The following is a 5,081-nucleotide window of genomic DNA, read 5'->3' on the forward strand; positions in this document are numbered from 1 at the left end:
ATGGTGTCCCATTGGTACAGCGCTTCGAGCGGCAACATGTCACGAACGGCAGGCAAGCCGGCGCGATGGCTGAGCAACTGGCGCAGGGTGATTTTTTCTTTACCGGCGGCGGCGAACTCGGGCCAGACCGAGGCGACTGGCGCGTCGAGGCTTAACTTGCCCTCGCCCACCAACTGCAACGCGGTAACGGCGGTAAAGGTTTTGGTCACGGAAAACAGGTTAGCGAGGGTGTCGGTGTTCCAGGCTTGCTCACCGGCTTTATCAGCCGTGCCGGCCCAGATATCGATCACGGTTTCGCCATCGATCTGGATGCATAGCGCACCGCCGCGCTCTTGGGGATCGTCAAACAGCGCCGCGAAGGCGTCTTTGACCGCTTCAAAGTTAAGATCGAAATAGCCTTGAACTTGCACGTTCAACTCCTTAAGCAGCACCTGAGATGGGCAGCGTAAAGACGCCCATCTCCCGCAGGAACCAGCCGAAAATCTGGCTGAGGGTTATCCCTTGCCGCCGGGGCCGCCATGGCCTTCACCGCCTTTGCCTTCGCCGCCCTTACCTTTGCCCTCGCCGCCTTTGCCCTTGCCTTCGCCTTTGCCGCTGCCGTTACCGGCATCTTTAGCCGCAGCCGGAGCAGCCGCTTCAGGCACAACAACCGGTGTGAGCACAGCTTTAGCTACGGCCAGGTTGGCGTTGCGCACGGCTTTGACAAAGCCGTCGAACGGCCGGTCGGTGATAGCGACCAAACCAAAGTGGCCGTTTTCGCCATCCAGCAGGCGACCGGTTACCGGTTGGTCGAGGTATTGGAACAAGTGGGTGCCGACAATCATCGGCTCCTTCACCGCTTCTTCAACAAAGTGCGCATAGGCTGGGCCGCGTTGCTCTTCGTTGTATACCTCGCTGACACCGCCCCAGAACGGGCCACGGTCGCGGGAACCGAAGTGGAACTCGGTGACCAGGATTGGCTTGTCGAGGGTTTTCAGCGCGGCGAAGTCGTAACCGTGCTGAGGTTCCTTGGTATAGAAGTTAAAACTCAGCACGTCGCAATACTGCGCGCACGAGGCCACGGCTTCTGGGTTGCTGGCGGCAAAACGGCCACCCAACAGCAGGTGGTTCGGGGCGTGCCAGTTAAGCGCGTCGTCGATGGTTTTGAAGTAGGTGTCGGCGAACAGGCGCTGGAATTGCTGCATATCCGCTTCGATAGCCGGGTGCTCAGGGTTCGGACGTGGCGCCTGGAAACCTGGGTCTTCCATCAATTCCCAGGCCGGCAGCTCGATACCCCAGGCTTTGGACAGGCCGTCTTGGTTGCGGTACTTGTCGCGCAGCATTTTCAGGAAAGCGCGCTTGGCCGGAACGTCGGTGGTCAGGTTCAGGGTGCCGTATGCCAAGGCATAGCGGGCATTCGGGTCATTCGCAGGCCCCGCCCAGGCCAGTTCGTTATCGGCAAAGAAACCGAGCAACCACGGGTCGTCGCGATGATCGCGGGTGGCGATGGCCACGGCGCGCTCGGCAGCCATGGCAAAACGCGGGTCGAATGGGTCAGGCATGCCGCCCCACCAATCAACGCCGGTGCTGATGGTTTTGTAGTCGCCGCTAATGGACAGCGGCAAGGTGTATGGCATGCGCTTGGCAGCGGCCAGCGATGGATCGCTCCAGTTGCCAACGGTGTTAAAGCCCCAGGCTTGCAAGCGGTCGAGGGTGTTTTGCGTCCAGCGCACCGGGTCGAAGGCTTTGGTTACGCACTTCTCTTCGGCCACCACTGGTTTAGCCTCAACCGGCGCCGTCACTACCGGCGGCGCAACCGGCGCCACGGCGGTGGTTTCTGCGGTATTGGTGGTGTTCTCGGCATTGGCCTCGACATCGGCCGGCATTTCGCTTTCTTCGTCGTTGACTACCTGCGCAGTGCTCTTGTCGACGAGGTTGGCGCACGGCTGCTCGGGGAAGGTGCGTTGCAGGTTGGCGCGGTAGAAATCGAACCAGCGGCCCTGGTCGAAGTTACGGCCCTTGGCGGCACCGGTGTCGGCGCGGCTGCTGCTGCCGCCGTAGTAAGCGGCCAGCGGCTCGCCGTCTTTGGGCAAGCCGGTAAACATGGTTTCGCGGCCTTCAACGTAGGTGGCGCTATTACCGGCACTGACGGTGTTCACCCCCAGCGAGTAGAACGGGTGCCCTTCCGGAGTGACCAGGAACCAGCGGCCATCGCGTTTTTCCGTGCGGAAAAAACCCGACGCATCGAACTGCGGGCCGCCGAGCAGACCACCGTATTGGTCGGTCTTTTCATTTTTTTCCAGCCAGCTCTTAAGTTGGCTGGCTTCTTTGCCGGCGGCGCCTTTCAACTGCTCGTCGCTGTTGACCTTTTCCGGCCACTGGCCGCGGGTGTACTGGCCATAGGCGTCGACAATGCCGGTGTACAGCTGCTGCTGGGTTTCGTCACCTTCACGCACACCGAAACGGCCGAGCAGAATGCTCTGCGGCACATCCGGGCTGCTCATATAAATGCCGACGGCGGTGACCTTACTCAGGTCCAAGTCGCCTTCAACGGTGTCAGCCAGAATCACCCGCTGGCCATCCACGGTCCACGGCATCGCCGGGCCAGCACGCATGCCTTGCGCACGTGGCGAGGTGGCGTGCAGAGGAATCAGCAGGTTTTGCGCCGGGCCGGCCGGTAGCGCGATGCGGCTGGTAAGAACCTTGCCGTCGCTGCTTTCCATACGGATATCGAGGGTCAGCGCCCAGTCCATGGCGTTCTGGATACGCAGGGTCATGACATTGGCTTTGGACCAATCCCACACACCGCTTTGCGGGGTCAGACGCAGGCTGGGGTTGTCGGACGGGTTGAACGTTACCCGCCGCATGGGCTCGCTTTCGGCGGCCAATTCGGCAGTCAGCGAAGGCAGGCTGGCGTTCTGGGTCTGCACCTGCACCACATCGGCGGGGCTGACAAAGTTGAACAGCGTCTGTTGCTCGGCGGCGAGCGCCAACGGGGGCGCAGATACCATCAAGGCGAATATACCGGGCAGTGAACGGCGAATCATGTGACAGGCTCTCCTAAACAACCAGCCAATAGACAGCAGACTTCTTAATTGATGCTGTCTTAAGTAATTTCTCGGCGAAACGGCGGCAAGGCGTTGAGAATGGCCTTGCCGTAGCGTTGGGTGACAACGCGTCGATCCAAAAGCGTAATAGTGCCGCGATCGGCCTCGGTGCGCAGCAGGCGACCGCAGGCCTGCACCAGACGCAGTGAAGCATCTGGCACAGCGATTTCCATAAACGGGTTGCCGCCACGCGCCTCGATCCACTCGGCCAGCGCCGCTTCTACCGGGTCATCCGGTACGGCAAAGGGAATCTTGGCGATCACCACGTGCTCGCAATAAGCGCCGGGCAAATCCACCCCTTCAGCAAAACTGGCCAAGCCAAACAGCACGCTGGCTTCGCCGTCATCGACGCGCGCTTTGTGCTTGTTCAGGGTCTCTTGCTTGGACAAGTTGCCCTGGATAAACACGCGTTTGCGCCAGTCGCGGTCGACGCCATCAAAGACTTCCTGCATTTGTTTGCGCGAGGAGAACAGCACCAAGGTGCCGCGCGACCCTTCCACTAAGCCCGGCAGTTCACGGACGATGGCCGCTGTGTGGGCTGCGGCGTCACGCGGGTCGGCCTTGAGGTCCGGCACGCGCAGCACACCGGCGTCGGCATGGTGGAACGGGCTCGGCACAATGGCGGTAACCGCCACTTTCGGCAGCCCGGCGCGCATACGGAAACGGTCGAAGGTGCCTAGCGCCGTCAGGGTGGCGGACGTCACCAGGCAGCCGTAGGCGACATTCCACAAACTGCGGCGCAGGGTTTCGGCGGCAAGAATCGGGCTAGCGTTGACTTCAATGTCAAACATCGCGCCGCCTTCGGCCAGGGTCAGCCAACGCGCCATGGGCGGGCTTTCCTCGGGGTCTTCGGCGGTAAAGGCCAACCACAGTTCCCAGTTGTTTTGCGCACGGGCCAGCAGGCTACCAAACAGCGGGTACCACTCTTCGGCTTGGTGGCTGGCAATGCCGATGGCGGCTTCGCCATCCATGGATTTTTTCAGTAGCTCAGTCAGGCCAGTAAACAGGTCGGTCAGGCGCGAGAAGCCTTTCTTTAGTTCCAGGCCCATCTCGGTCAGGTGTTCAGGCACTACGCCGCCGACAAAGCGGTGACGCGGGCGTTCGCGGCCTTCCATGTCTTCACCGGCTTTGAAGTCCGCCAGTTGCTCGCAGGCGTTAAACATAAACTGCTGATTGGTGCGGATTTCCCGCGCCAGAATCGGCACCTGCTCAATCAACCGGCCGAGATCACCGGGCAGCGGATTTTGCGCCAAGAGCTTGGTGAGGTTTTTCGCCGTCAGCTCCAGCCAATCGGCGGTGGAACGCAGCCGCGTGTAATGGGCAAAATGGCCGATGGCCTTGTCTGGCAGGTGATGGCCTTCGTCGAACACATACAGGGTATCGCGTGGGTCAGGCAGCACCGCACCGCCGCCCAGGGCCAGGTCGGCAAGCACCATGTCGTGGTTGGTGACGATAACGTCGACCTTGCCCATGCCTTCACGGGCCTTATAGAAGGCGCACTGTTGAAAGTTCGGGCAATGACGGTTGGTGCACTGGCTGTGGTCGGTGGTCAGGCGCGCCCAATCGGCATCTTCCAGGGCCTCGGACCAGCTGTCGCGGTCACCGTCCCATTTGTTGCCGGCGAGCTTTTCGACCATTTGCGTGTAGAGCTTTTGGTTGCCTTGGTCGACTTCAATCTTGAAGCCTTCCTCTTCAAACAAGGCGGCAGTGGCGTTTTGCGACTCGCCTTCTTGCATGAGGATGTCCAGCTTGGACAAACACAGGTAGCGGCCACGGCCCTTGGCTAGGGCAAAGGTAAAGCTAAGGCCACTGTTGCGCATGACCTCGGGCAGATCTTTAAACACGATCTGCTCTTGCAAGGCCACGGTGGCGGTGGCGATGACCAGGCGTTTACCGGCGGCTTTGGCCAAGGGAATGGTGGCCAGGCTATAGGCCACGGTTTTACCGGTACCGGTGCCCGCCTCAACCGCCACCACGGCGGGGTCGCTGCTGCGC

General features: G+C 61.0%; 3 protein-coding genes. All 3 read right to left on the bottom strand.

Annotated elements, in window-relative coordinates:
• A partial coding sequence (locus tag AAAB16_RS10825; protein WP_340663319.1) for a serine hydrolase domain-containing protein occupies window positions 1-410 on the bottom strand: 410 nt, incomplete at its 3' end.
• An 84-nt stretch (window positions 411-494) separates the two neighbouring features.
• Window positions 495-3,026 (bottom strand): beta-agarase, encoded by a 2,532-nt coding sequence (locus AAAB16_RS10830; protein ID WP_340663320.1) that lies wholly within the window; start codon window positions 3,024-3,026, stop codon window positions 495-497.
• A 59-nt stretch (window positions 3,027-3,085) separates the two neighbouring features.
• Window positions 3,086-5,081, bottom strand: a 1,996-nt coding sequence (gene dinG / locus AAAB16_RS10835) for an ATP-dependent DNA helicase DinG (RefSeq protein ID WP_340663321.1), incomplete at its 5' end; no start/stop codon positions are given.

Source organism: Pseudomonas sp. (assembly GCF_037994325.1).
In the GTDB taxonomy this organism is placed as follows: domain Bacteria; phylum Pseudomonadota; class Gammaproteobacteria; order Pseudomonadales; family Pseudomonadaceae; genus Aquipseudomonas.

What these genes read in the sequence shown, in the direction of transcription:
- AAAB16_RS10830 (WP_340663320.1), bottom strand. Translation starts at nt 3,026, where the DNA reads ATGATTCGCCGTTCACTGCCCGGTATATTCGCCTTGATGGTATCTGCG.